Genomic DNA, 25,499 nt, shown 5'->3' on the forward strand with positions numbered 1-25,499 from the left:
CCCCGGCGGGCCCGGTTCAGCGGTCGGGCAGGTCGACCACCACGCTGAGCCCGGCGTCGTCCCGGTGGCAGGTGACCCGTCCGCCCAGCTCGTGGGCCTGCCGCTGCACCGACCACAGGCCCAGCCCGGTGAGGTCCGCCGGGGGCTGGTCGGCGTGCAGGTGGGCCACCACCCGCTCGGGGACGCCGGCCTGGGTGACCACCAGCCGCGCCCACCGGGGCCGCGCGCCCACGGCGAGGGTGACCGGCCGGCCGGCGCCGTGCCGGTGCGCGTTCTCCAGCAGGTTGGTCAGGATCCGCTGCACGCGGGCGTCGCCCACCCGGACGTCGCCCGCCGCGGGCGCCACGGACAGCCGGACCTGCCGCGGCGGCAGCCCGGAGGCCTGCAGGCTGGCCCGGACGACGTCCACCAGCGGCCGCGGCCACCCGCCCGACGGGAGCGCCCCGCCGGTGGCCACCGCCGTCCGCAGCATCGAGACCAGGCTGTCGGCCTGCTCGAGGGCCAGCCCGGCGAGGGCGTCGGCGTCCTCGCGCTCCACGTCGAGGTGGCCCAGCAGCGCCTGCAGGGAGGCCAGCGGGGTGCCCAGGTCGTGGCACAGCGCGCGCAGCACGGCCTGCTCGTCGGTGACGCTGGGCCGGCGGCGCCGGAACCACCGGGGAGCTGGTGTGTCGAGGCCGATGGTCACGGATACACCTCCCCCGGCGGCACCGGCGAGCACAGCCGGGGGCCGCCCGTACCTGCAGGTGAGGCATGACCGAGCAGCACACCGGCCCGCACGACCGACCCGTCGACGTCGTCCTGGTCGACGACCACCCCTTGTTCAGCCGCGGCCTGGCCGCCCTCCTGCCGCCGGTGAGCCGGGGCCGGGTGCGGGTCGTCGGCTGCACCGACGACGCCTCCGCCGCCGCGGCGCTGGTCCGCCGCGAGCAGGCCGACCTGGCCCTGGTGGACCTCGCCATGCCCCCGCCCGGCGGGCTGCGCGCCATCGCGGCCATCCGCCGCGCGGCCCCCGGGGTGCGGGTGGTGGCGCTGTCGGGCACGGCCGACGAGGAGGAGCAGCTGGAGTCGCTGCGCGCCGGGGCCGAGGCGTTCCTGCCCAAGACCGGCGAGCCCGAGACCCTGGTGCCCCCGCTGCTGGCCCTGCTGCAGGGCTGGTCGGTGATGCCGTCGACCCTGCTGCGCCGGCTGCTCGCCGACGCCGCCCCCCGGGAGGACCGCGGGGTGCTGGGGCGGTTGTCCGCCGACGACCGGCGGCTGTGGCGGCTGGTCGCCGCCGGCACGTCGACCATGGACATCGCCGTCTCCCTGCACGTCTCGGAACGGACGGCGAAGCGGCTGGTGGCCGGGCTGCTGCGGCAGCTGCGGGTGTCCAGCCGCACCGAGGCGGCGGCCCTGGCCGGGCGGGTGGGCCTGACGACGGACGGCTGACGGCGGGGCTGCAGGCATCGGGGCTCCCGGGGCGGCGAGGTGCGGCGGCCGCTGGCTGGACCCTCCCTGGTCGCCCCCGAGTCCAGGGCACGCCGGGCCGGCCCGCCACCGGACGCGCGACCTTGGCCCGTGGGGGCCAGTCCCGGCGGCGGAGGTTTGGCCCGCGGGGGCCACGGTCGGCCCCGGCGGGCCCCCGCCCCGGGCAGAGCAGGACGGTGTTCCTGAGCCGCGCCGAGGCCGCCGTCCTGCCGCCCCCCGCCCCGCCCCGGCGGCGCGGCCGGCTCTGGCCGATGCTCGGACCGGCGTTCGTCGCCGCGATCGCCTACGTCGACCCGGGCAACGTGGCCACCAACGCCACCGCCGGGGCGTCGTTCGGCTACACGCTGCTGTGGGTGGTGGTCGCGGCGAACGTCCTCGCGGTCCTGGTGCAGACGCTGACCGCCAAGCTCGGCCTGGCCACCGGCCGGGACCTGGCCACGCTGTGCCGGCTCACCCTGCCGCGCCCGGTGACCAGGGCGCTGTGGGCGCAGGCCGAGGTGGTCGCCATCGCCACCGACCTGGCCGAGATCGTCGGCGGCGCGGTGGCGCTGAACCTGCTCTTCGGCGTCCCGCTGCCGGTCGGCGGGGTGATCACCGCCGTGGTCGCGTTCGCGCTGCTGGGCCTGCAGCGGTTCGGGCACCGGCCCTTCGAGCGGGCCGTCACCGGCTGCCTGCTGGTCATCGCCGCCGGGTTCGGCTACACGATGGTCGACGCCGGGGTGGACCCCGCGGGCGTCGTCGCCGGGCTCGCGCCCACGCCGCTGACCGGGGACGCCGCCGTCCTGGCCGTCGGCATCCTGGGCGCCACGGTCATGCCGCACGTGGTCTACGTGCACTCCGCGCTGACCCCGGGCCGCTACGGCGACGTCCGCGAGGCCGCCCGCACCCGGTCCGGCCGCGGCCGGCTGCTGCGGGCGCAGCGGACCGACGTGCTGCTGGCCATGCTGCTGGCCGGGCTGGTCAACGCCATCCTGCTGGTGGTCGCGGCAGGTCTGTTCGCCGGGCAGGGCGAGCAGAGCCTGGAGAGCGTGCACGCCGGGCTCGCGGAGCGGTCGGGCCAGGGCGCGTCCATCGCCTTCGCGCTGGCCCTGCTGGCCTCGGGGTTCGCGGCGTCCTCGGTCGGCACGCACGCCGGGCAGGTGGTGATGGCCGGGTTCCTGCAGCGCAGCATCCCGGTGCTGCTGCGCCGCACGATCACCGTCGCCCCGGCCGTCGGGCTGCTGGTCTGGGGCGCCGACCCCACCACCGCGCTGGTCTGGTCCCAGGTGGTGCTCAGCTTCGGCATCCCGTTCGCGCTGGTGCCCCTGGTGTGGCTGACCGCCCGCCGCTCGGTGATGGGCGCCTGGGTCAACCGGTGGACGACGACGGCGGCCGCGGTCGCCGTGGCGGTCGCGGTCACCGCGCTCAACGCCTGGCTCGTCGCCGACGTGCTGACCTGATCCGGGGCACGATGGGTCCGGTGACCCAGCCCAGCCTGTTCGACGACCTCGAGGCCGCCGCGGAGACCCCGGTGCAGCACCCGCTGCTCGACGTCCGGCGGATCTGGGCCGAGCCGGCGGCGGCGGCCTCCCCGCGGGGCCGGCAGGTGCTGGCCCGGTTCCCCGCCGCCGAGGTGGTCGAGGTGGCCAGCCACTGGGCGGTGCCCGAGCTGCACGGCAACGCCGGCAACGTCGACCGCTGGGTGCGGGTGAAGACCGAGAACCTGGTGCTGGGCGTGAAGAAGTCGATCGCCACCCGGGAGAACGGCCGGTCGGCGAACTGGATCGCGCCGTCGACGGCCAACGGCTGCGCGATGGCCTGCGCCTACTGCTACGTGCCGCGTCGCAAGGGCTACGCCAACCCGATCACCGTCTTCACGAACATCGACCAGATCACCGCCCACCTGCGCCGGCACGTCGCGAAGCTGGGCCCCAAGCCCGAGCCCGACCAGTGCGACCCGGCCGCGTGGGTCTACGACATCGGCGAGAACGGCGACTGCTCGGTGGACGCCGTGGTCAGCGACAACGTGGCCGACCTGGTCGCCACCTTCGCCGAGCTGCCGACGGCCAAGGCCTCCTTCGCGACCAAGTGGGTCAACCGGCAGCTGCTGGAGCTCGACCCCCGCGGGCGCACCCGCATCCGGTTCTCGGTCATGCCCGACACCGACGCCCGGCTGCTGGACATCCGGACCAGCCGGGTGGCCGACCGCATCGCCGCGGCCGACGACTTCGTCGCCGCCGGCTACGAGGTGCACCTCAACCTGTCCCCCGTCGTCCTGCGCGAGGGGTGGGAAGCCGACTGGACGGCGCTGCTGCAGCAGCTGTCGGACGTGCTGGCCCCGGCCACCCGCGACCAGGCCGCCGCCGAGGTCATCATGCTGACCCACAACGAGGCCCTGCACGAGGTGAACCTGGGCTGGCACCCGCAGGCCGAGGCGGCGCTGTGGCGGCCGGACCTGCAGGAGCCCAAGGTCTCCCAGAACGGCCAGGTCAACGTGCGGTACCGGGTCGACGTGAAGCGGGCCGCGGTGGCCCGGCTGCGCGCGCTGATCGACCAGCACGCGCCCTGGCTGACGGTGCGCTACGCGTTCTGAGGCAGCGGCAGCCGGTAGACCATCAGGTCGATGCCCGGCAGCGGCGACCAGTCCCGCTCGGGCAGCCGGATGAAGCCCAGCCGCTCGTAGAGCCGGTGCGCGGCGTGCATCCGCGGGTCGGTGGACAGCACCACGGCGGTCTTCCCCGCCGCGGCGGCCCGCTGCAGGCAGGCCCGGACCAGCGCCTCGCCGATCCCCTGCCCGCGCGCGGCGGGGTCGACGACCAGCATCCGGAACGCGGCCTCGTCCGGGCCCTCGGTGACCTCGCCGAACTCGCCGTCCAGCACCAGCGCGACGCTGCCCACCAGGGCGCCGTCGGACCGGGCCACCAGCAGCTGCGACTTCGCCGCGCGGCCGGCGACGTCGGCGAGCTGCACCTGGTACTCCGGGCCGGCCCAGCCCTGCGACGTGTAGGTCGTGACCGTCAGGTCGGCGATGGCCGGGAAGTCGGTCTCCTGGGCGGGCTCCACGACGAAGGTCACGGAGCGCGACGGTAGCCCGCCTTCCCCACCCGTCACACAGGTCCCGAATCGGCGTGGCCGCCGGTGTGGCGAGCGGACCGGTCCCCCCGCCGTCCCTAGGTTCGTGGACACCGCCGCAGGACCGGCCGCCGAAGCCCGGACCGACCTTCCCCCCGCGCCCACCGCATCCCCGGAGAACACCGTGATCCGTCTCAAGAAGTCCCCCTCCGACGTCGCCGTCACCTTCGCCCTCGAGGAGCAGGCCGTGCCCGGCCCGGTCTCCGTCGTCGGTGACTTCAACGGCTGGACGCCCGGCACCCACACGCTGAAGAAGCGCAGCAACGGCACCCGCAGCGTCGTGGTGAAGCTGCCCGCCGGCGAGCCCGTCCGCTTCCGCTACCTCGCCGACGGCGGCGTGTGGCTGGACGACCCGACCGCGCACGCGCACGACGAGCAGGGCTCGCTGCTGCACCTCTGAGCCGTCCCGCGCGAGCCCCCCACCCGGTCCCGGGCGGGGGGCTCGCGTGCGTCCGGGGACTGCCGCCCGGGCCCGTTCTTGGTTAGCGTCCCTCAGGACCGGCCCACAGCCGACCCCCAGGAGGGACCTCCCGATGCACGCACCCCGCGCCGCGGCGCCCGCCGTGGTCCTCGCCGCCGCCCTCGTCCTCGGCGGCGCCGGAGCCGCCCACGCCGCCCCCGGCGGCCCCGGCCCGCGCTGGGTCGACGGCGCCACCACCTCCACCGACCTGTACTTCCCGAACGCGGGCAACGGCGGCTACGACGTCGCCGACTACGACCTGGAGCTGGCCTACGACCCGGCGAGCGGCCGGCTCGACGGCACCGCCACCGTGACGCTCACCGCGACCCAGGACCTCCGCAGCCTCAGCCTGGACCTGCGCGGGCTCACCGCCACCGCGGTGTCGGTGGACGGGAAGCCGGCCCGGTTCGCCCAGACCCCGCCGCCCGAGGACGGCCGCGGCGGCGAGCTCGTGGTGCAGGCCGCACCGAAGCTGCGGGCCGGCACCCAGCACACCGTGACCGTGGTCTACGGCGGCGTGCCCGGTCAGCCCCTCGACATCGAGGGCGCGAACTACGGCTGGACGTCGACCGCCGACGGCGCCCTGGTGGCCAACGAGCCCGAGGGGGCCTCGACCTGGTACCCGGTGAACGACGCCATCACCGACAAGGCGACCTACACCTTCGCCATCACCGTGCCCGAGGGCCTGACCGCCGTCGCCAACGGCGAGCCGGTCGGACTGCCGGTCACCGCGGACGGCCGGACGACGTGGACGTGGCGGGCGTCGGACCCGATGGCCAGCTACCTGTCGACGGCGTCCATCGGGGACTTCGTGCAGACCACGTCGACGGGTCCGGGCGGGCTGCCGGTCCTGGACTTCGTGGACGCCGACGTCACCGGGCGGGCGCTGGAGGTGACCCGGGCGTCGCTGGCCCTGCAGCCGGACATGGTCGCGTTCTTCGAGGGCGTCTTCGGGCCCTACCCGTTCACCTCGACCGGCTCCATCGTGGACGACGACTCGGTGGGCTACGCCCTGGAGACGCAGACCCGGCCGGTCTACTCCGGCTACGCCTCGGAGGACACCGTCGCGCACGAGCTGGCCCACCAGTGGGTCGGCGACTCCGTCACGCCCGACACCTGGCGCGACATCTGGCTCAACGAGGGCTTCGCGACGTACGCGCAGTGGCTGTGGTCGGCCTCGCGCGGCGGCCCGACCCCGCAGGAGCAGTACGACGCGGTCTACGGGATCGACGCCGGCGACGACTTCTGGTCGGTGGCCCCGGGCGACCCGGGTGCGGCGGACCTGTTCGACGCCGCCACCTACGACCGCGGGGCCGCCGCCCTGCAGGCGCTGCGCACCCGGGTCGGCGACGACGCCTTCTTCCAGGTGCTCCGCCGCTGGACCACGGAGAACGCCGACGGGTCGGTCTCGACCGCCGACTTCGTGGCGCTGGCCGAGCAGGTCACCGGTCAGGACCTGGGCCAGTTCTTCACCGACTGGATCGACACCCCGGCCAAGCCGTCCGGGTACTGACACGACGGAGCCCCCCACCCGCGGACGGGTGGGGGGCTCCGGTGCCGGGTCGGTCAGGCGGCGAGGGCCTGCTCGGCCTGGGCGCGCTGCGCGCGGTCGTAGGCGCGGCGGACCTTGGGGCCGCCGGTGGTCAGCTTGTAGAGCTGGGCCACCTGCTTCGGGGCGTTCGCCGGGGTGGTCGCGGCCATCCAGCCGTTGGGCAGCGACAGCCGGAAGACCTTGTGCCAGGCGCTCGCGACCTGCTTGGGCAGCGACGCGGTGTGGTAGCGCAGGCCGTACTCGTCGAAGATCGCCTTCACCTTCGGCGCGATCTCGGCGTACCGGTTGCTCGGCAGGTCCGGGAACAGGTGGTGCTCGACCTGGTGGGACAGGTTGCCGGTCATCACGTGCATGGCCTTCGAGCCGGAGATGTTGGCCGAGCCGAGCATCTGCCGCAGGTACCACTCACCGCGGGTCTCGCCGTCGATGGAGGTCTTCTCGTAGGTCTCGACGCCCTCGGGGAAGTGCCCGCACATGATCACCGAGTGCGACCACAGGTTGCGCACCAGGTTGGCGACGAAGTTGGCGGCCAGGGTGGGCACGAAGCTGGGGCCGGACAGCGCGGGGTGCACCAGGTAGTCCTTGGTGGCCTGCTTGCGGATCTTCTTGAGCACCTGCTTGGCGGCGGCCTTGAACTTCGGGTCGTTGCGCCGCTCCTCGGTGGCCAGGTTCTTGCCCAGCTCCAGGTCGTAGGCGGCGATGCCGTACTCGAAGAAGCAGGCGTTGACGAAGTTCCACAGCGGCTGGGCCAGGTACAGCGGGATCCACTTCTGGTCCTCGTCGACCCGCATGATCCCGTAGCCGAGGTCGTTGTCCTTGCCGATCACGTTGGTGTAGGTGTGGTGCAGCTCGTTGTGCGAGTGCTTCCACTGCTCGGCGGGGCTGGCCATGTCCCACTCCCACGTCGTGGAGTGGATCTTCGGGTCGCGCATCCAGTCCCACTGGCCGTGCAGGATGTTGTGGCCGATCTCCATGTTCTCGAGGATCTTGGCCACGCTCAGGCCCGCCGTCCCGATGATCCAGGCCGGGGGGAACTTCGACAGCAGCAGCACCGCGCGGCTGGCGAGCTCGAGCTTGCGCTGGACGTCGATGACCTTGCGGATGTAGGCGGCGTCGTCGGCGCCGCGGCTGTCGACGACCTCCTGGCGGATGGCGTCCAGCCGGCGGCCGATCTCCTCGACGTCGGCGGCCGACAGGTGGGCGACGGGGTTGTCGGACTTCTTCTGCAGGGCGGTCACGTGCTTCTCCTCGTCGTCGGGGGTCAGTGGTCGATGTCGCAGGCGCCGGCGGCGGCGCTGATGCAGGTCTGCACGAGCACGCCGTCACCGGGGGCGGCCACGGTCAGCTCGCCGTTGCGGATGTCGCGGACGGCGCCCTCGCGCAGCGGCAGGACGCAGCCGTAGCAGATCCCCATCCGGCAGCCGCTGGGCATGATCAGCCCGGCCTCCTCGGCGGCGTCCAGGATCGGCGTCGCGCCGTCGGACTCCACGGTGGTGCCGGTCTTGTTGTAGGTCACCGCGCCGCCCTCGCCGGTGACGAGCACCCGCGGGCGGAACTGCTCGATGAGCAGCTGGTCGGCGATGCCCTCGGCGGCCCAGTGCTCCTCGAGCGACTCCAGCAGCCCGGCCGGGCCGCAGGCCCAGGTGGTGCGCTCGTGCAGGTCGGGCACGAGCTCGGCCAGCTCGGCGGGCTTGAGGAAGCCGTCGCGCTCGGTGTGCCGCTCGACCAGCCGCAGCCGGCCGGAGGCGGCCAGGGCGCGCAGCTCGTCGCCGAACACGACGTCCTGCGCCGTCGGCGCGGAGTGCACCAGGACGGCGTCGGGCAGCTCGTCGAGGTGGTTGCGCAGCATGCCCATCACCGGGGTGATGCCGGAGCCGGCGGTGACGAACAGCGCCTTGGCCGGCCGCTGCGCGGGGAGGGTGAACTCGCCGGTGGCCTGGTCGAGCTGGATGACGGTGCCCGGCCGGAGCTCGCGGACGACGTGGTTGCTGACCTTGCCGTCGGGGATGGCCTTGACGCAGATGCTGATGGTGCCGTCGGTGGCCGCCCGGTCGGAGGTGACCGAGTAGGCCCGCCACTGCCGGACGCCGTCGACGTCGACCCCGATGCGGATGTACTGGCCGGGCACGTGCTCGCGCCACCCGCGGCCGGGCCTGATGACGACGGTGACGGCGTCGGCGGTCTCGTGCCGCTTGGCCACGACCTTGCCGCGCAGGTCGGCGCCGCTGCGCAGCGGCGCGAACAGGTCCAGGTAGTCGCGGGGCAGCAGCGGGGTGGTGGCGGCCTCCACGAGGCGCGTCACGCGGTCGCGCAGCCCGAGTCCGGTCGACGTCATGGATCGATGATGTCCCGTCGTGGGGGGTGAATACCTGTGCCCTCGACGTGAATCACGGAGTACTTTTCACCCCCGACGAACAACGATTCCGGGAACTCCCCGGTCAGCGAGGAGGTGCCGGTGCCCGAGACCCGCACGCTGTCGGTCACCGTGGCCCGCGCGATCCGCCGCGAGCTGCCGCAGGTCGCCGAGGCCACGGTCGCCACCATCGTCGCCGAGGTGCCCGCGTACGCCGACGCCTACGCCGACGGCATGAGCGCGACCATCGAGAACGCGGTGCAGCTGGCGCTGGGCGGGTTCCTGGAGCTGGCCACCACCCGCGGCGCGGCCGCCGCCGACACCCCCATCCAGCCGGCGCTGGACGCCTCCTACCGGCTGGGCCGGGGCGAGGCCCGGGGCGGCCGCTCGATGGACGCGCTGCTGGCCGCCTTCCGGGTGGGCGCGCGGGTCGCCTTCCGGGGGCTGGCCGACCGTGCCGTGGCGGCCGGGCTGTCGGCTGCGCAGCTGGCCCGGTTCGCCGAGCTGGTCTTCGCCTACATCGACGCGCTCACCGCGGCCAGCGTCGCCGGCCACAGCGACGAGCGGCAGGCCAGCGGCCGGGTGCGCAGCAGGTTGCTGGAGAAGCTGGGCCTGCGGCTGCTCGCGGCCGCGCCGCAGGACGAGCTGGTGGCCGCCGCCGAGCGGGCCGACTGGGTCCCGCCCCGCACGCTGACCGCCGTGCTGCTGCCGGCCGCCCGGGTGCGCGGTGCCCTCCCCCTGCTCGACTCCCGCACGCTGCAACCGGGCGACGACGACGTGTCGGTGCTGCTGGTGCCCGACGCCGAGGGCCCGGCGCGCGGTGCGCTGCTGCGCGCACTGGAGGGCAGGGAGGCAGTCGTCGGACCGCCGCGGCCCTGGTGGGACGCCGCGGCCTCGCACCGGCGGGCTGCCCGGGTGCTGGAGCTGGACCCGACCGCGCCCGGGGCGGTGCCGGTGGACACCCAGCAGCGGCTGTGCGAGCTGGTGCTGCACGCCGACGAGGACGCCCTCGCCGACCTGCGCGCGGCGGCGCTGGCCCCGCTGGAGGACCTGTCCGAGAGCGCCCGGGAGAAGCTCACCGAGACCCTGCGCGCCTGGCTGCTGCACCACGGCCGCCGCGACGCGGTGGCCGCCGAGCTGTTCGTGCACCCGCAGACCGTCCGCTACCGGATGGGTCAGCTGCGCGAGCTGTACGGCGACCGGCTCGAGGACCCGCGCACGGTCCTGGAGCTGACCCTCGCGCTCGCCTGAGGACGCGGGTTGGATGGCGCCGTGCTCAGGGTGCAGAACTTCACCGTGTCCGCCGACGGCTTCGGGTCCGGCGAGGGGCAGTCGCTCGAGCGACCGTTCGGGACGGCGGACCCTGCCTCGTTGATGGCGTGGTTCTTCCCGACCGCCTCCTTCCCCGGCCGGACCGACGGCGGGGGCACCCGGGGCATCGACGACGTGCTCGCCCGCGACTGGTCCCACGGGATCGGCGCCGAGATCATGGGGGCCAACAAGTTCTCCCCGCACCGCGGGCCCTGGACGGACACGTCCTGGCAGGGCTGGTGGGGCGACGAGCCGCCGTTCGGCACACCGGTGTTCGTGTGGACCCACCACCTGCGGCCCTCGTTCTCCCTCGGCGGGACCACGTTCCACTTCGTCTCGGGGTCGCCGGCCGAGGTGCTGGCTTGGGCCGAGGAGGCGGCCGGCGGGCTCGACGTCCGACTCGGCGGGGGTGCTGCGTCGGTGCGGGCGTTCCTGGACGCCGGGCTGGTCGACACGCTGCACGTCGCGGTCGCGCCGGTGACCATCGGCGCCGGGTCACGGCTGTGGAGCTCGCCGGCGGAGCTGGAGGACCGGTACCGGCACGAGGAGGTCGCCAGCCCCACCGGCCGCGCCGTGCACCACCTGTTCTGGCGCTGACCGCTGCAGCAGCAGCTGCTCCAGGAGGTCGGGCGCGGACACCAGCGCCGTCCCGACGCCGGCGCAGGGGACGGCGCAGACCAGCCCCGCCAGCAGCTGGGTCCGGGTCCGGATGCCGAGGACCAGGACGACGGCGACCGCCACGGCACCGAGCAGCAGGACGGCCGGGTCGGCCGAGTGGGTGGTGGTCCGCCGCGCGGCGTCGGCCACCAGCAACCCGACCGCAGCGGCGGTCGCCCCGGTGCCCGGCAGGTCGACGCGTCCGACGTGCGAGAACACCCACCCGAGCAGCGGGCCGGCGATGCCGGCCAGGACCAGCCACTGGGCGAGCACCGTCAGGTTCACCGCGTAGGGCATGCCCGGGTACTCGAGGGCGTACATCAGGTCCTTGCCGATGTAGAAGGCGGCGACGGCGACGGCGAGCCCGGTGGTGGACGCGAGCACGGCCGGGCGCCACGGTCGGCGGGCGGAGACCAGGACGACGAGCAGGATCCACAGCCCGAAGGTGTGCGACAGCTCCCGGAAGAGGTCGTCGTAGTAGGCCCAGGCCGCGAACCCGCCGGACAGCAGACCCCCGAGGGCTGCCCGCGCGCAGAGCAGGGCGAGCCCGGGTAGGCCCTGCAGCTGCTCGGTCACGAGCCCACCTCCGATGCGGTCCGGTACCGCATCCTGCACCGTCGGCGCCGCCGCGGACGCCAGATCGCCCCCGGGTCGGGTGACCGCCGGGGTCGGGCTGCCGACGACCCCTCGCGAACCGGCGGCTGGACCAGGTCCGGTACACGGGGGCGTTGTCGGATCGCCACTCCGCCGGGTCGGCGGTTGGTTCGGCGAACCGGGGCGCCGACCCGATCTGCGTCTGGTGCCTCGCCGGCCGGGCGGTCGCTCCACGAGGTCCGGAACTGTCGTACCCCTGTGGTGAAGTGCACGTATGGCACTCCAGGGGCGGTTCCGGGTCGAGGTGAGCACCCGGTTCACCCCTGCCGGCTGGGTCGCACCCGACCTGCCACCGATCCCGGCCACCCCCCGGCTCACCGAGACCGCGGCGGCCTTCGGGGTCACCGGCGCTGCGCTGGACGACGAGATCGCCTCGGTGCGGGCCAAGCGGTCGGAGCTGGCCGCCTACGAGGCCGGGCTGATCGAGCGCAAGGCCACCCAGGGCGCTGCGCACCCGCTGCCGCTGCTGCCCGGCGCCCGCACCGACGTCGGCGGCGGCGAGGACCCGGCGGCGGTCCAGGCCGCCGATGACTTCCTGCCCGACGAGCTGGCGGTGCTGCTGCGGTGCAGCGTCACCTCCGCCCGGCACCTGGTGGAGCACGCACTGGTGCTGGTGCGGCAGCTGCCGGGGGTGTGGCACGCCCTGGCCGATGGCCGCATCGACGAGGCCCGCGCCAGGGTCATGGTCGAGGTGCTGCGCTGGCAGGCCACCGCGGTCGGCGGCCCGTTCCCCGACGCCGACATCACCGCCCTGGCCGAGCGGGGCATCGGCTGGGCCGAGCGGGGCTGCCCGCCCACCACGCTGCGGCAACGCCTGCAGGCCGGTCTGCTGACCCTGGACCCCGAGGCCGCCGACCGCCGGCGCGAGCAGCGGGTGCGCGCCGGGGATGTGCGCACCTCCCCGACTGGGGACGGCACCTCTGAGCTCCGGGCCACCGGCCTCGAGTCCGCCGACGCGTCACTGCTCAGGGCCCAGCTCGACGCCTACGCCCGCAAGCTGAAGGCCGACGGCGACCCCCGCCCTATCGGGGCGCTCCGGGTGGCGGTCCTGCAGGCACTGATCACCCGGCCGTGGGAGCACCCCGACCCGGCCGTCGCGCACGTGACCATCACTGCCGAACTGCGCGACCTCTTCGACCCCGACCAACTGCTCGCCCTGCGCGACCTCACCACCGAGGGCGTCGAACCGGCCGCTGGTCACGTGGTCCCCGACGACACGTCCGCTGTGGACCCGGCCGCCCATGACGACCAGGCCACCGAGGTGGACGTCGCGGCCGACGGCACCCACCCCGAGGCCACGGCGTCCGAGCACGCCGCCCGAGCCCGGCGTCCCCAGGAACCAGCTCCCCAGGACCAGCCGCCCCGGGACAGGTCTGCCCAGGACCGGTCTGCCCAGGACCGATCTGCTCAGGACCGATCTGCTCAGGACCGGTCTGCCCAGGACGGTGCTGCTCGTCTTCGCTCCACGGCTGTAGGGGATGACATCGCCGGCGGGGTGGGATCCGTCGCCGACCAGCCGGTCACCCCGGCGGCGGTGCGGCAGCTGCTGCGCAGCACCGACGCCCTCGGCCTCGTCGACCCGGCCGCCGGGGACCTCGCCATCACCGTCACCGATCGCGGTCGGCTCCTCGCCGTCGCCGGCCCTGCCGACCTCGTCGCATCCGCCCGGACAGGCACCGGCCTCGGCGCACCGCCACCGACCGACGGCTACACCCCGACCGCGGCCCAGTACCGCTACCTGCGGGCCCGCGACCGGCATTGCCGCTTCCCCGGCTGCCGCCGCACCGCCAGTGCCTGCGACGCCGACCACGTCGTCCCCTACGACCACCGTGACCCAGATGCGGGCGGACCGACCTGCGTCCGCAACCTCGCCCTGCTCTGCCGACACCACCACCGGCTCAAGACCCACGCCCCCGGATGGCGGTTCCACCTCGACCCCGACGGCACCCTGCACGTCACCACCCCCGGCGGCACCGCACTCACCACCCGGCCACCCGCCGTCGACCAGGTCCTCGACCTCGTCACGCCCGCGCCACCACCGCACGACCCGGTCGCCGACCCACCGCCGTTCTGAGCCCGGTGGACAGCTGGTGAAAGGAGTGACCTCCGCCGTCCACGACCAGGGCACCCCCAGCCGGGCAGAGGGCCGGGGACCGGAGCACCACGTGGCCGAGGCTCCAACGGGCGGGGCCGCGGCGTGCCAACCTGGCTGAGTGCAGCGGCCGAGCGACGACCCGTTCCACGGCGAGCGGGCCCGGCAGGCCGGTGCCGCTGACTGCTCGGGGTTCGGTCTCGGCCGCGGGCACAGCCGCGGAGTGGTCGACGACGGGTTCGCCTCACGAACCGACTCGGCCGGCGTCCGGGCCTGGTGCGCTCGCCACGGTTGGTCGGCCGCCGTGACCGCACCCCCGGTCATCGGCGAGCTCCTCGGCAGCGCCCCGGTGCCCCTCGGCGGCGAGCACGTGCCCACCGGCATCCATGCCGGGCGAGCGGGGGGCTGGGACGCGCTCGCCTTCGACGTCCGGACGCGGACTGCCCACGGGGTCGTCCCCGCCTGGGCCGTCACCGCCGTCGGCCGGCCCGGGACCGGACCCGACTGGCAGCTGCACCCCCGGCGGCTGCCGCGCTTCGCCGTCGGGGCCAGGATGCCCGCGGTCGAGGTCCCCCCAGCCCTGGCGGCGCGCTGGGCCGGCGCCGGCGAACCGTCCCTCGCCGCCCTGCTGGCCGTCCCCGAGGCCCAGGCCGTGCTGCTCGCCACCGACGACGGCGACGAGGTCTGGGCGACCCCCACGGCGCTGGCCGCGCTGCGCCCGGACGGCCACCGACCCGACCTGCTGGAGCACCACCTGCGGCTGCTCACCACACTGGCGCACGCCGAGACCGCCGGCGGCTGACCCCACGCGGCTACGGTGCGCCGCATGGTGGACCTGGACCGCGCCACGGACCTGTTCGGCTTCGACGGGGAGCACCACCAGGACGCCGACCAGTACCGGGAACGACTCGGCCCCGGGCTCGTGCACGCCGACTTCAGCGACCCCGACCACGTCTTCCTGGTCACCGTCCACCAGGTCCGCCGCCTCCAGCTGCTGGACGCACCGCGCGCCGTCGCGGAGCTCCCGGACGGCACCACCGTGCGGCTGCTCGCCGTGGAGCTCGCCAACCACGTCACCGTCACCCTGTCCGCGGCCGGTCCGGCGGCGGACGACGCCGCGGCGAGCTACCGCGCTGCCGTCGAGCAGTGGGGTCGGCACCCCGAGCAGGACCCGCCGCTCCACCCGGGTGAGGCCCTGGGCGTGGGTGCGGTCCAGCTGCGCGACCACGCCGGCACGCGGTACGCCCCGACGAGTGCCGAGACCGGGCACCCGGACGACCCGTGGCGCGTCGTCGTCCGGTTCCGGCCGACCCCGCCACCGGACGCCACGCGCCTCGGCCTCCGCTTCGGGGACGGCGACGAGGTGAGCCTCGACCTCCCCCCGTGGGACGGGCGCTGACACCGCACACCGCTACGGTCGGCCCGTGCCGGAACCGCGCCGCACGACCCTGGTCGATGAACCCCGCCCGGTGCTGGGCCTGCCGGGCGGGGCCTTCGTCGTGCTGGTGGCCGTCGAGGTGGCCGACGACGTCGTCCTCACCCTCTCGGCCACCGGCCCGGCGGCCGACGACGCCCGCGCGCGGTCCCTTGAGGAGCACGACGCCTGGGCACGCCGGGTCCGTGCGGCCCTGGACGCCGGACGGCGCGACACGATGGAGCCCCCGCCGCGCCGTCCGGCCGACGACCTGTCAGACCTGGGCGTCGAGCTCACCGACGACGTGGGGACCACCTACGGCTGGGTGAGGGGCGTCGCCGGTCACGAGGACGACGCCTGGCGGTACGTCCTCGAGCTGCGACCTGCCCCACCGGCGGCCGCCCGCGCCCTGCGCATCCGTGTCGGCGACGGCGAGCCGGTCGTGCTGGACCTGCCGCCGAGGGATGGTCGCTGAGCGCCACCTGAGCGCGTGCGACGATCCCGCGGTGGGGGACGGGGCACGTGGACCGTTGCCCCGCGAGGTCCGGGTCCTGGCCGTCGTCGCCTTCGTCGTCGCCCTCGGCTTCGGCATCGTCGCGCCCGCCATCCCGATCTACGTGCGGTCCTTCGGGGTCGGCGGCACGGCCGTGGGCCTGGCGGTCAGCTCGTTCGCGTTCTTCCGGTTCGTCTCCGCCTTCGGCGGCGGTGCCCTGGTCGAGCGCTTCGGTGAGCGGCTGGTGCTCAGCGCCGGCCTCGTCGTCGTCGCGCTGACCACCGGCGCGGCCGGGCTGGTCGACCACTTCCCCGCGTTCCTCGCCCTGCGGTCGGCCGGCGGCGTCGGCAGCGCGATGTTCACCGTCGCCGCGCTGTCGCTCCTGCTGCGGGTCGCGCCGCCCGAGCACCGCGGCCGGTCGGCGGCCACGTTCCAGGGCGGGTTCATCCTCGGCGGCATCGCGGGCCCCGCCGCCGGCGGACTCCTCGCGGCCCTCTCCCCCCGCCTGCCGTTCCTGCTCTACGCCGCCTTCCTGCTGCTCGCCGGCACGGTGGCCCTGGTCCTCCTGCGTGCCCCCGCCGTGCAGACCGCGAGCCCGGACACCCCGCAGTCCGCTCCCCCGCTGCCGCTGGCCGCCGCGCTGCGCAACCGGGCCTACGTCGCCGCGCTGGTGGTCAACCTCGGCGTGGGCTGGATGCTGTCCGGCGTCCGCAACTCCCTGGTCCCCCTCTACGTCACCGAGGACCTCGGCCGCACCGTCGCCTGGGCCGGCGCCGGCCTGCTGGTGGGCTCGGTCGCGCAGGCCGTCGGCCTGCTGCGCTCGGGCCGCCTGGTCGACGGGTGGGGACGGCGCCCGTCGCTCGTCCTCGGCACCGCGCTGGCCACGGGCTCGGTCGCGCTGCTGGCGGGCCCGCCCTCGACCGCGGTCTTCCTGGTCTCCATGGCGGTGTTCGGCCTCGGCGCCTCCCTGCTGGCCAGCGCCCCCGCCGCACTGGTCGCCGACGTCAGCCCCGCCCGCGGCGGCCGGGTGGTCGCGGTCTTCCAGATGGCGTCGGACCTCGGCGGCATCGTCGGCCCGCTCGCCGCCGGGGCCCTCACCGACGCGGTGGACTACCAGCTCGCCTTCGGCGTCACCGCCGCCGTCCTCGCCGCCGGTCTGGTGGCGGCGCTGCTGCTCCCGAAGCGTTAGCGGCCCGGGATCTGCAGGTCGTACTGGCGGATCTTGCGGTAGAGGGTCGCCCGCGAGATGCCCAGCTCCTCGGCCGCGTGCACCGCGGTCGCCCCCGGCGCGGTCAGGCAGCGCAGGATCTCGTCCCGCTCCAGCTGCTCCAGCCGGCTCAGCGCCCGCCCGCCCGAGGTCAGCACGGACGGCGGCAGGTGCGCCAGGTCCACCACGTCAGTGCGCCCCGACGCCTCCCGGACGACGGCCCGCAGCTCCCGCACGTTCTCCGGCCAGCGGTGCCCCTCCAGCGCCCGCACCGCCCGCGGGGTGAACTGCACGTCGCGGTGCCGGTGCTCGCGGGCGAAGGACCGGGCCAGCGGCGCGATGTCCTCCGGGCGGTGCCGCAGCGGGGGCACCTCCACCACCGCGTCGACGAGCGCGGCCAGTCGCTCGGGCAGCGCGTCGAACGCTGCCGCGGTCAGCACCAGCGGCGGCACGGCGGACGGCGTCACGGCGGCGGCGAGCTGGTCGGCCGCCCACGCCGGCAGCGTGTCGGCCCCGGCCACCACGACGCAGGTGTCCGGTGCGGCCAGTGCCGGCACCCACAGCGCCAGCCACGCGTCGACGTCCTCGGCCCCCGGCGGGCGGGCCACCAGCACCCGCTCCCGGCGGGCCACCGCCTGGCGGGCCAGCGCGCCGACCGCGGTCTTGCCGGTGCCGGGCTCCCCCACCACGGCCAGCAACCGGCCCGCGCGCACCGCCTCCCGCGCCGCGCCGACCGCCTGCGTCCAGGCCCGGGAGGACGCCGCGTCCCCGGCGGCCAGCCGATCGGTGACGACGTGGAAGACCTCGCCCCGCGGCTGCGGGCGGGTCATCGCGCCTCCGCCCCGGGACTGCATGAGGGCCGCGGTGTTGCCCGCGGCGGACTGGGCCAGCGCGAGCAGCAGGTCCGAGGACCCGGTCGACCAGGTGGTCATGTTGATGCTGCCCAGCAGGTTCCCCGACCCCGGGTCCAGCACCGGCACGGCCGCGCAGGTGTAGCGCCGCAGCGGGGCCACGAAGTGCTCGCCGGAGCGCACCAGCGACGGCGTGCGGTCGGCCAGCGCCAGGGCCAGCCCGTTGGTCCCCGCCGTCCGCTCGCCGAAGTAGAAGCCCGGCGCCAGGTGCACCCGGTCCAGCGACCGGACCATGTCGCCGTCGACCGACCAGCGGGCCAGCACCAGCCCCTCGTGGTCGGTCATCATCAGCCCGACCGGCTCGGTGCCCAGGGTGTCGTGCAGCGCGCCGAGCACCTCGGCGCCGCAGCGGTAGAACAGCGACCCGGTGTCGACGTCGCCGGTGAAGACCGGCTCGACCTCCTCGGGCGAGACGCCGTAGCGCTCGCTGCGCACCCACGAGGCGCGCACCCGCGGGCGCACCACCTCGAGACCGTCGTCCACGGCCACCCCCTCGACGCCCCGTTGCGTCGTGGGCAACCTACCCGACCGTGACCGGCGTCTCAAAGTGAGACACATCGACGGATCAGCACCCCTGCACGCCGCCCTAACGTCGGCCACGGCGCACCGCAGCTCCCACCGCAGGAGGAACCGTGTACAGCAAGGACGGCAACGACTACTTCGTCGTGGACGCGCACATCGCGCTCTGGGACGCCCGCCCCGAGAACCAGCTGAACGTCCACGGCAAGCAGTTCATCGACTGCTTCTACGACTACCACCGCAACCTCTCGCCCGAGAGCGAGGTCTGGTCCTACGGCGAGTACCTCTACCAGGGCGGCGAGCGGCTGATGCGCGACGTGTTCGCCGACGGCATCGTCGACCACGCCGTCTTCCAGCCGGCCCGGCTCGGCGAGTTCTACAAGAACGGCTTCGGGCAGACCGAGGAGGCCTTCGCCCTCGCGCAGGCCCACCCGGACAAGCTCACCTACAACCACTACTGGGACCCGCGCGACGGCGAGAACGGGCTGGACAAGCTCCGCGAGGACGCCGAGCGGATGGACCTCAAGGGCGTCAAGCTCTACACCGCCGACTGGCACGGCGACAGCCGCGGCTGGAAGCTCACCGACCCGATGGCCTACAAGTACTTCGAGGCCTGCCGCGAGCTCGGCATCACGAACATCCACATCCACAAGGGCCCCACCATCCGCCCGCTGGACCGCGACGCCTTCGACGTCGCCGACGTGGACCACGTGGCCACCGACTTCACCGACCTGAACTTCATCGTCGAGCACGTCGGCCTGCCGCGCCTGGAGGACTTCTGCTGGATCGCCACCCAGGAGCCCAACGTCTACGGCGGCCTGGCCGTGGCCATGCCGTTCATCCACACCCGGCCGCGGTACTTCGCGCAGATCCTCGGTGAGCTCCTGTACTGGATCGGCGAGGACCGCATCCTGTTCTCCAGCGACTACGCGATCTGGACGCCGAAGTGGCTCGTCGAGCGCTTCGTGGACTTCCAGATCCCCGAGGACATGAGCGAGTACGCGCCGGTCAGCACCGACCAGAAGCGCAAGATCCTGGGCCTCAACGCCGCCAAGCTCTACGACATCCCGGTGCCGGCGGAGCTGCAGGTCGCCGAGGCCGACGCCACCGCCACCGGCCCGCGCGACCCCGAGGCCGCCGACAAGAACCTGGCGATGGCATGACCGCCGTGCTCAGCGGGGTCACCGAGGCAGCGGTCCGGGACGCGCTGGGCACCGTGGTCGACCCCGAGCTGGACGAAGCCGTGACCGACCTCGGCTTCGTCCGCTCGGTGGCCGTGCGCGGTGCCGACGTGGAGGTGCACCTGCGGCTGCCCACCTCGTTCTGCGCGCCCAACTTCGCCTGGCTCATGGTCAGCGACGCCCGGGACGCCGTCCGCGCCGTCCCGGGCACGGGCCGGGTCGTCATCGAGCTCGACGACCACCACGACTCCGACCTCATCAACGCAGGCCTGGCCGCCGACGCCGACTACCGCGGCACCTTCGGCCACGAGGCGGAGGAGTCCCTCGACGAGCTGCGGGCCACCTTCCACCGCAAGGCGCACACCGCGGCGATGGAGCGGGCGCTCACCACCTGGGTGCGCGCCGACCCGCGCCGGACCGAGGACGACGTCGCCGCCGTCCGGCTGGGTGACCTGCCGGCCGGGAAGGAGACCGACTCCCTGCTGTCCCGCCGCACCGCGCTGGGGCTGCCCACGGACCCGGCGTCACCCGTGCTGCTGGGCCCCGACGGCACCCCGCCGGCGCCCGAGCAGGTCGCGCTGACCTTCCGCAAGGCCCGGTCGGTGCGCGTCTCCGTCGACGGCAACGCGCACTTCTGCCGCGGCCTGCTCACCACCCGCTACCCCGGCTCGGAGGCCGACCAGGTCTTCCGCCTGTCCATCGACTCCGCACTCCCCCTGGAGGTCCTCCGATGAAGGCCGTCCGCGTGACCGGCTACCACCAGAAGCTCGAGCTGACCGAGCTGGACAAGCCCGAGGTGACCGGCCCGCACGACGTCGTCGTCAAGATCGGCGGCGCCGGGGTCTGCCGGACCGACCTGCACATCCTCGAGGGCCAGTGGGCCGAGAAGAGCCAGGTCCAGCTGCCGTACACGATCGGCCACGAGAACGCCGGCTGGGTGGACGCGGTCGGCTCCGCGGTCACCAACGTGGCGGTCGGGGACAAGGTGATCCTGCACCCGCTGATCACCTGCGGGCTGTGCCGCGCCTGCCGCTTCGGCGACGACGTGCACTGCGAGAACTCGGCTTTCCCCGGCATCGACACCAACGGGGGCTACGCCGAGTACCTCAAGACCTCGGCCCGCAGCTGCGTGAAGATCGACGACGCGCTGGAGCCCGCGGACGTCGCGGCGCTGGCCGACGCGGGCCTCACCGCCTACCACGCGGTGGCCAAGGCGGCCCGCCGCCTGCACCCGGGTGACCGGCTGGTGATGATCGGCTCCGGCGGGCTGGGGCACATCGGCATCCAGGTGGCCAAGGCCCTCACCCCAGCCGAGCTCATCGTCATCGACCGCAACCCCGACGCCCTCAAGCTCGCCGAGTCCATCGGCGCGGACCGGGGCGTGCTGGCCGACGGCAGCCACGTCGAGCAGGTCCTCGAGCTCACCGGCGGCCACGGCGCCGAGGTCGTCGTGGACTTCGTCGGCGAGAACGGCTCCACCAAGGAGGGCCTGGCGATGACCCGCCGGGCCGGTGACTACTCGGTGGTCGGCTACGGCGAGAACGTCGACGTCCCGACCATCGACCTGGTCTCCACCGAGGTCAACGTGATCGGCAACCTGGTCGGCTCCTACAACGACCTGGTCGAGCTCATGGCGCTGGCCGCCGCGGGCCGGGTCACGTTGCACACCCAGAAGTACGCCCTGGACGACTTCCAGAGCGCTGTCGAGGACCTGGACAACGGCCGCGTCCGCGGCCGCGCCATCCTCATCCCCTGAAAGGGAGGGACGCAATGAGGCGTCTCGTCGCCCTGGGCATCTCCATCGGGGTGCTCGCCGGGCTGTTCACCTGGGTAGCCGGCTCCATCACCGCGATCGGGTCGCTGACCGCGCCCCTCGTGGTGTGGGTCGGGTTCGCGGCCTGGGCGGTGTTCTACGCCGCCGGCGGCCGGACCGCCGGGCTGGTCTCGACGCTGGGCTCCACGCTCAGCGGCCTGGTGTGGGGGTGGCTGATCCTGAAGGCCACCCTGGGGATCAGCGCGGCGGGTTCGCCCGCGGTGCTGGGGCTGATGGTGGCGATCGGCGCGTTCGCCATGTGCGTGCAGGCCGGGGTGAAGCCGCTGGCGTTCATCCCCGGGGCCTTCATCGGGGCGGCGTGCTTCTTCGGCACCGGCGGGCTGTTCCTGCCCACGCTGATCTCGCTGGTGGGTGGGGCGCTGCTGGCCTTCCTCTCGGAGATCCTCGGCGACGTCGTCGAGCGGGCCATGGGCGGCACCTCGACGGCGGCCCCGGCCGCCGGGGAGAGGGCCGCCGCCTAGCGCGGTGCAGCAGGGCCCGGTCCTCCGCGCGGAGGACCGGGCCCTGCCGGGCTCAGCCGACCGGGACGCCGGCGGCGAACACCCGGCCCGCCTCGACCGGGGGCAGCGGCGCGGAGAGGTGGAACCCCTGCGCGGCGTCGCAGGCGTCGGCGGCCAGCCGGTCCAGCACGTCGGCGCGCTCCACGCCCTCGGCCACCACGGTCAACCCGCTGGCGTGGGCGGTGGCCACCATGAGGGCGACCAGCCGCTGGTCGGCCGGGTCGGCGGACAGGAAGCTGCCGTCGACCTTGAGGGTGTCCACCGGCAGGTGCCGCAGCGCCCCGATCGAGGTGGTGCCGGTGCCGAAGTCGTCCAGCGCCACCGACACCCCCACGGCGCGCAGGGCGGCGAGCTGGGTCAGCAGCACCGGGGACTCCACGACGGCGGACTCGGCCACCTCGAGCACCAGGCAGCGGGCCGGGACGCCGGCGAAGGCCAGCGTGCTCACCACGGTGTCGGTGATCCGCGGGTCGCTGAGGGTGCGGGCCGACAGGTTCACCGCGACCCGGACGTCGCCGTCCGCGGCACCCTGCCCGGCACCGATGCGCCAGGCACCGAGCTGGTCGACCGCCGAGCGCAGCACCCAGCGGTCCAGCTCGCAGATCAGGTCCGACTGCTCGGCCACCGGCACGAACGCATCCGGGGAGAGCAGGCCCGCGCCGGGCCGGTCCCAGCGGGCCAGTGCCTCGAAGCCGACCAGGGTGCCGGAGGCGACGTCGAGCACCGGCTGGTAGAGCACGTGCACCTCGCCCGAGGCCAGGCCGTGGCGCAGGGCCTCCTCGACGTCGCGGCGCTCGTCGATGTGCGCGCGCAGCCGCTCGTCGAAGACCTCCACGCGGCCGCGGCCGGTGTGCTTGGCGCGGTACACCGCCGCGTCGGCCTGGGCCAGCAGCTCGTCGCCGTCGACCTCGCCGTCCTGCGCCACCGCGACGCCGACGCTGGCACCGACGGCCACCGGCCGGGGTCCGCTCGCGGTCGCCACGACCAGCGGCTGCGAGACCGCGGCGACGAGCCGCTCGCCCAGCGCGACCAGCTCGGCGACGTCGGCGACGGCCTCGACCAGGACGACGAACTCGTCGCCACCCAGCCGGCACACCGTGTCCCCGGCCCGGGCCTGCTCCCGCATCCGGGCGCCGACCGCCTGCAGGACGGCGTCGCCGGCGGCGTGGCCGGCCCGGTCGTTGACGCCCTTGAACCCGTCGAGGTCGACGAACAGCAGGCCGGTGGCGGCGCCGGCCCGGCGGGCGCGGTGCAGCGCGGCGGTGGTGAGCTCCAGCGCCCGCGCGCGGTTGGGCAGGTCGGTGAGCGGGTCGTGCGCGGCCTGGTGGCTCAGCGCGGTCTGCAGCCGGTCGCGCTGGCGCAGCGAGGTGACCAGCTGCTCCACCGAGGCGTGCAGCACCTCGCCCAGCGGGCCGGGCAGCGGCTCGTCGAGCACCGGGTCGGCGAGGTCGCCGCGCGCGACGGCGCGGGCCTGGGACTGCACCCGGCGCAGGCTCCCGACCGCAGCACCCAGGGCCCGGCCGACCGAGCGGACCTCGCGGGGGCCGGCCACGTCGACGTCCACCAGGCGGCCCTGGCTGACCTCGTCGGCCTGCTCGGAGAGCCGGCGCAGGGTCCGGGTCACGCGGCGGCCGACCAGCGCGAGGATCAGCACCGTCCCCAGCACGGCGAGGACGGCGGCCAGCACGGTGCCGTCGCGCTCGGCCCCGGCCCGCGCCCCGTCGGCGGCGGCAGAATCGGCGGCCACGTCGACCGCGTCGGCCAGGACGTCGTTGGTCTGCTCGGTGAGCGCGTTCGCGGCCAGCACCGTGGCCTGCAGCTGCAGCAGCCCGGGCGCGGCGACGTCCCCGCGGACGGCGGCGGAGAGCACGGTGTCCACGGTGACGGCGTCCGGGGTGGTGGCCAGCGCCGTGGCCTCGGCGCGCAGGCGGGGGTCGGTCGTGGTGGTCAGCGCGGTGCGGGCCAGCTCGACGGCGCTGTGCGACTGCAGCCACTCCCACTGCCGGGCCGGGCCCTCGTCGGTGCCCGACAGCAGCAGCCAGCCCAGGTAGTCCACGACGTCGGGGTTGAGGGCGGCGGTCAGCTCGGCGACCAGCCGGACGTCGCGGATGGCGGCCACCGTGGCGGTGCTGGTGGCGGCGCTGGCCGCGGAGACGACCACGGCGTTCTGCCGCTCGTGCAGCTGGTCCGACACCGCGGTCCAGCTGGCCCGCAGCGCCGTGAGGTCACCGGCGGTCCCGTCGTCGACGACCGCGCGGAGCTCGGTGACGTCGTCCTGCGCGGTGCGCGCGGCCCCGGCGGCGGCGGGGAACGCGGCCGCCCGGGCGAGCTGGGTGTCCGTCTCGGCCCGCACGCGGTCCACCGCCGCCGTGAGCTGGCCGGCCACGGCGTCGGCGAACTGGGCGGTGATCCCCAGCGTGGTGCGCGCGCCGGGGTCGTCCATCGCGGCGGCGACCACCAGGACCAGCAGCTCCTGGTCGACCGCGGCCGAGGCCCGGGCCAGCTGGCCGTAGGCGCGCACCTGCTCGGCGGCGGCCGCGGAGTCGTCGGCGGCGTCGGAGGCCCGGACGGCGAGCACCACGGCGAAGGCGGTCAGGCTGCTCAGCGGGAGCAGCACGAGCACCATCAGCAGCGCCCACAGCGGTGTCCCCCGGCGGGCGCCGGCGGACGGTCGGTTCCGAGTCCACACGACCCGGATGTCGGCGGGCCGGCGGGACCGCTTGAGCGGCCCCGCCCGGCCTCACCCCCCGGGGTCAGGCGTCGGCGACGAGCGGCGCGACCTCGGTGCCCAGCAGCTCGATCCCGCGCAGCAGGTCGGCGTGGGCCAGCCGCGGGTTGGTCATCTGGATCGACAGGCGGTCCACCCCGCCGAGCTGGTCGGACACGCGCCGGATCTTCTCGGCCACCGTCTGCGGCGAGCCCATGAAGAACGCGCCGTCGGGGCCGGAGGTGGCGTCGAACTGGGCGCGGGTGGGCTGGCGGAACCCGCGCTCGCGGCTGATCTTGGTGAACATCTCGTGCCAGCCGGGGTAGATGGTGTCGGAGGCGGCCTCGGTGCTCTCGCCGACGTAGCCGAACACGTGCAGGCCCACCTGGAGCTGCTCGGGGGCGTGCCCGGCCTGGGCGCCGGCCCGCCGGTACAGGTCGACCAGCGGCGCGAACTGGCGGGGCTCCCCGCCGATGATCGCGATCATCAGCGGCAGGCCGAGCAGGCCGGCGCGGGCGAAGGACTCGGGGCTGCCGCCGACGCCGACCCAGATGGGCAGCCGCTCCTGCGCCGGGCGGGGGTAGACGCCCTGGCCGGTCAGCGCGGGCCGGTGCCGGCCGGACCAGGTGACCCGCTCGGACTCCCGGATCTGCAGCAGCAGCTCGAGCTTCTCGGTGAACAGCGAGTCGTAGTCCGACAGGGGCAGGCCGAACAGCGGGAAGGCCTCGGTGAAGGAGCCGCGGCCCACGACCAGGTCGGTGCGCCCGCCGGAGATCAGGTCCAGGGTGGCGAACTGCTGGAAGACCCGGACCGGGTCGGCCGCCGACAGCACGGTGACCGCGCTGCCCAGCCGGATCCGCTCGGTGCGGGCGGCCGCGGCGGCCAGGATGATCGCCGGCGCGGAGTCGTAGTACTCGGGCCGGTGGTGCTCACCGATGCCGAAGGAGTACAGCCCCACCTGGTCGGCCAGGGCGATCTCCTCGAGCAGGTGGGCCATCCGCTGCTGAGGCCCGACGGCCTCGCCGGTGGTCGGGTCGGTGACTGCGGCGACGAAGCTGTCGATGCCGATGTGCATG

General features: G+C 74.9%; 24 protein-coding genes. 16 read left to right on the forward strand and 8 right to left on the reverse strand.

What is annotated here, in order from left to right; genetic code table 11:
* Positions 1-16 precede the first annotated feature (16 nt).
* The gene (locus BLT39_RS09670; RefSeq protein ID WP_091062199.1) at positions 17-685 is read right to left on the reverse strand and encodes a sensor histidine kinase; all 669 of its coding nucleotides are present in this window, start codon (positions 683-685) and stop codon (positions 17-19) included.
* A 65-nt stretch (positions 686-750) separates the two neighbouring features.
* Here BLT39_RS09670 and BLT39_RS09675 point away from each other — a divergent pair, with 65 nt between their 5' ends.
* The 3 genes from BLT39_RS09675 (at position 751) to BLT39_RS09685 (ending at position 4,039) form a co-directional block, all read left to right on the forward strand.
* On the forward strand, positions 751-1,428 hold the full coding sequence (locus tag BLT39_RS09675) for a response regulator (protein WP_091062201.1): 678 nt from the start codon (positions 751-753) through the stop codon (positions 1,426-1,428).
* 215 nt (positions 1,429-1,643) lie between these two features.
* Complete coding sequence (locus BLT39_RS09680) at positions 1,644-2,906, forward strand: Nramp family divalent metal transporter (RefSeq protein WP_207507818.1); 1,263 nt, start codon at positions 1,644-1,646, stop codon at positions 2,904-2,906.
* 20 nt (positions 2,907-2,926) lie between these two features.
* On the forward strand, positions 2,927-4,039 hold the full coding sequence (locus BLT39_RS09685; protein ID WP_242658285.1) for a spore photoproduct lyase family protein: 1,113 nt from the start codon (positions 2,927-2,929) through the stop codon (positions 4,037-4,039).
* Here BLT39_RS09685 and BLT39_RS09690 read toward each other — a convergent pair.
* On the reverse strand, positions 4,027-4,521 hold the full coding sequence (locus tag BLT39_RS09690; protein WP_091062204.1) for a GNAT family N-acetyltransferase: 495 nt from the start codon (positions 4,519-4,521) through the stop codon (positions 4,027-4,029). The two genes, BLT39_RS09685 and BLT39_RS09690, sit on opposite strands and share 13 nt — an antisense overlap.
* Before the next feature lie 181 nt (positions 4,522-4,702).
* On the opposite strand from BLT39_RS09690, the gene BLT39_RS09695 reads away from it, so the two are divergent.
* Together BLT39_RS09695 and BLT39_RS09700 are read left to right on the forward strand one after the other, a co-directional pair.
* A complete protein-coding gene (locus BLT39_RS09695; RefSeq protein ID WP_091062206.1) occupies positions 4,703-4,978 on the forward strand; it encodes an isoamylase early set domain-containing protein in 276 nt (91 codons plus the stop codon).
* 133 nt (positions 4,979-5,111) lie between these two features.
* On the forward strand, positions 5,112-6,551 hold the full coding sequence (locus BLT39_RS09700) for a M1 family metallopeptidase (protein ID WP_091062208.1): 1,440 nt from the start codon (positions 5,112-5,114) through the stop codon (positions 6,549-6,551).
* Between the two features lie 53 nt (positions 6,552-6,604).
* On the opposite strand, the gene BLT39_RS09705 is transcribed toward BLT39_RS09700, so the two are convergent.
* Together BLT39_RS09705 and BLT39_RS09710 are read right to left on the reverse strand one after the other, a co-directional pair.
* Positions 6,605-7,828: a fatty acid desaturase family protein gene (locus BLT39_RS09705; protein WP_091062210.1), complete on the reverse strand. Its 1,224-nt coding sequence runs from the start codon at positions 7,826-7,828 to the stop codon at positions 6,605-6,607.
* A 23-nt stretch (positions 7,829-7,851) separates the two neighbouring features.
* Positions 7,852-8,925: a ferredoxin reductase gene (locus tag BLT39_RS09710; protein WP_091062212.1), complete on the reverse strand. Its 1,074-nt coding sequence runs from the start codon at positions 8,923-8,925 to the stop codon at positions 7,852-7,854.
* 120 nt (positions 8,926-9,045) lie between these two features.
* On the opposite strand from BLT39_RS09710, the gene BLT39_RS09715 reads away from it, so the two are divergent.
* Entirely contained in the window at positions 9,046-10,194 is a 1,149-nt protein-coding gene (locus BLT39_RS09715; protein ID WP_207507819.1) for a helix-turn-helix domain-containing protein, read from the forward strand.
* 21 nt (positions 10,195-10,215) lie between these two features.
* A complete protein-coding gene (locus BLT39_RS09720) occupies positions 10,216-10,851 on the forward strand; it encodes a dihydrofolate reductase family protein (RefSeq protein WP_242658286.1) in 636 nt (211 codons plus the stop codon).
* Here the strand turns inward: BLT39_RS09720 and BLT39_RS22055 are convergent.
* Positions 10,750-11,487, reverse strand: coding sequence for a hypothetical protein (locus BLT39_RS22055; RefSeq protein WP_131801451.1), 738 nt, complete (start codon positions 11,485-11,487; stop codon positions 10,750-10,752). The genes BLT39_RS09720 and BLT39_RS22055 overlap by 102 nt on opposite strands.
* A gap of 292 nt (positions 11,488-11,779) precedes the next feature.
* On the opposite strand from BLT39_RS22055, the gene BLT39_RS09730 reads away from it, so the two are divergent.
* The 5 genes from BLT39_RS09730 (at position 11,780) to BLT39_RS09750 (ending at position 16,753) form a co-directional block, all read left to right on the forward strand.
* Positions 11,780-13,639 (forward strand): HNH endonuclease signature motif containing protein, encoded by a 1,860-nt coding sequence (locus BLT39_RS09730; RefSeq protein WP_091062221.1) that lies wholly within the window; start codon positions 11,780-11,782, stop codon positions 13,637-13,639.
* A 322-nt stretch (positions 13,640-13,961) separates the two neighbouring features.
* A complete protein-coding gene (locus BLT39_RS09735; RefSeq protein WP_131801452.1) occupies positions 13,962-14,459 on the forward strand; it encodes a hypothetical protein in 498 nt (165 codons plus the stop codon).
* Between the two features lie 24 nt (positions 14,460-14,483).
* A complete protein-coding gene (locus tag BLT39_RS09740) occupies positions 14,484-15,056 on the forward strand; it encodes a hypothetical protein (RefSeq protein ID WP_091062224.1) in 573 nt (190 codons plus the stop codon).
* 25 nt (positions 15,057-15,081) lie between these two features.
* Positions 15,082-15,546 (forward strand): hypothetical protein, encoded by a 465-nt coding sequence (locus BLT39_RS09745; protein WP_131801453.1) that lies wholly within the window; start codon positions 15,082-15,084, stop codon positions 15,544-15,546.
* 55 nt (positions 15,547-15,601) lie between these two features.
* Positions 15,602-16,753 (forward strand): MFS transporter, encoded by a 1,152-nt coding sequence (locus BLT39_RS09750; RefSeq protein WP_242658287.1) that lies wholly within the window; start codon positions 15,602-15,604, stop codon positions 16,751-16,753.
* Here the strand turns inward: BLT39_RS09750 and BLT39_RS09755 are convergent.
* On the reverse strand, positions 16,750-18,165 hold the full coding sequence (locus tag BLT39_RS09755; RefSeq protein WP_242658288.1) for an AAA-type ATPase lid domain-containing protein: 1,416 nt from the start codon (positions 18,163-18,165) through the stop codon (positions 16,750-16,752). The two genes, BLT39_RS09750 and BLT39_RS09755, sit on opposite strands and share 4 nt — an antisense overlap.
* A 149-nt stretch (positions 18,166-18,314) precedes the next feature.
* Here BLT39_RS09755 and BLT39_RS09760 point away from each other — a divergent pair, with 149 nt between their 5' ends.
* The 4 genes from BLT39_RS09760 to BLT39_RS09775 are packed head-to-tail and all read left to right on the forward strand — an operon-like array spanning position 18,315 to position 21,677.
* Entirely contained in the window at positions 18,315-19,364 is a 1,050-nt protein-coding gene (locus tag BLT39_RS09760) for an amidohydrolase family protein (protein ID WP_091062232.1), read from the forward strand.
* Positions 19,361-20,116: an iron-sulfur cluster assembly protein gene (locus tag BLT39_RS09765; protein ID WP_091062234.1), complete on the forward strand. Its 756-nt coding sequence runs from the start codon at positions 19,361-19,363 to the stop codon at positions 20,114-20,116. The genes BLT39_RS09760 and BLT39_RS09765 overlap by 4 nt, the downstream gene beginning before the upstream one ends.
* On the forward strand, positions 20,113-21,138 hold the full coding sequence (locus BLT39_RS09770; protein WP_091062237.1) for an NAD(P)-dependent alcohol dehydrogenase: 1,026 nt from the start codon (positions 20,113-20,115) through the stop codon (positions 21,136-21,138). Before BLT39_RS09765 ends, BLT39_RS09770 begins: the two co-directional genes overlap by 4 nt.
* 14 nt (positions 21,139-21,152) lie before the next feature.
* Positions 21,153-21,677, forward strand: coding sequence for a DUF1097 domain-containing protein (locus tag BLT39_RS09775; RefSeq protein WP_091062239.1), 525 nt, complete (start codon positions 21,153-21,155; stop codon positions 21,675-21,677).
* Between the two features lie 52 nt (positions 21,678-21,729).
* On the opposite strand, the gene BLT39_RS09780 is transcribed toward BLT39_RS09775, so the two are convergent.
* Together BLT39_RS09780 and BLT39_RS09785 are read right to left on the reverse strand one after the other, a co-directional pair.
* Positions 21,730-24,333, reverse strand: a complete 2,604-nt coding sequence (locus tag BLT39_RS09780; protein WP_207507820.1) for a putative bifunctional diguanylate cyclase/phosphodiesterase — start codon at positions 24,331-24,333, stop codon at positions 21,730-21,732.
* A 136-nt stretch (positions 24,334-24,469) separates the two neighbouring features.
* A complete protein-coding gene (locus BLT39_RS09785; RefSeq protein WP_091062244.1) occupies positions 24,470-25,498 on the reverse strand; it encodes an Atu2307/SP_0267 family LLM class monooxygenase in 1,029 nt (342 codons plus the stop codon).
* Position 25,499 lies beyond the last annotated feature (1 nt).

The sequence above is a fragment of the Klenkia brasiliensis genome (assembly GCF_900100695.1).
In the GTDB taxonomy this organism is placed as follows: domain Bacteria; phylum Actinomycetota; class Actinomycetes; order Mycobacteriales; family Geodermatophilaceae; genus Klenkia; species Klenkia brasiliensis.